At 69.7% G+C, this 406-nt stretch carries 1 protein-coding gene; it reads right to left on the minus strand.

What is annotated here, in order from left to right; all coding sequences use genetic code 11:
- Nucleotides 1-406, minus strand: a 406-nt coding sequence (locus PO768_RS29115) for an AMP-binding enzyme (protein ID WP_272648840.1), incomplete at both ends; no start/stop codon positions are given.

A 406-nucleotide genomic window follows, 5' to 3' on the forward strand; every position in this document is an offset into this window, starting at 1 on the left:
TAGTCCGGCAAGACCCTCAGCAGATGCTCGCGCAAGGCCCCCGTGTCCAGCGCCGAGACCGCCTCGCCCGCCTGCGGCGTCACGTACGCCACCAGCTTCGTGCCCCCGGCACCTCCGTCGTGCGCCACGACCACCGCCTCGCGCACTGCCCCATGCGACAGCAGCTGCGCCTCCACCTCGCCCAGCTCGATGCGGAAGCCCCGGACCTTGACCTGATGATCAATGCGCCCCAGGTACTCGATCTGCCCGTCGTCGCGCCAGCGCACCAGATCACCTGTGCGGTACAGCCGTCCACCGGCATCATCGAAAGGATCGGCCACAAAACGCTCGGCCGTCAGCCCCGCGCGCTGCAGATAGCCTCGCGCCAGCCCCTCCCCGCCCAGGTACAGCTCCCCAGCAACACCCG

Source organism: Paucibacter sp. XJ19-41, from assembly GCF_028462495.1.
Lineage (GTDB): Bacteria > Pseudomonadota > Gammaproteobacteria > Burkholderiales > Burkholderiaceae_C > Roseateles_E.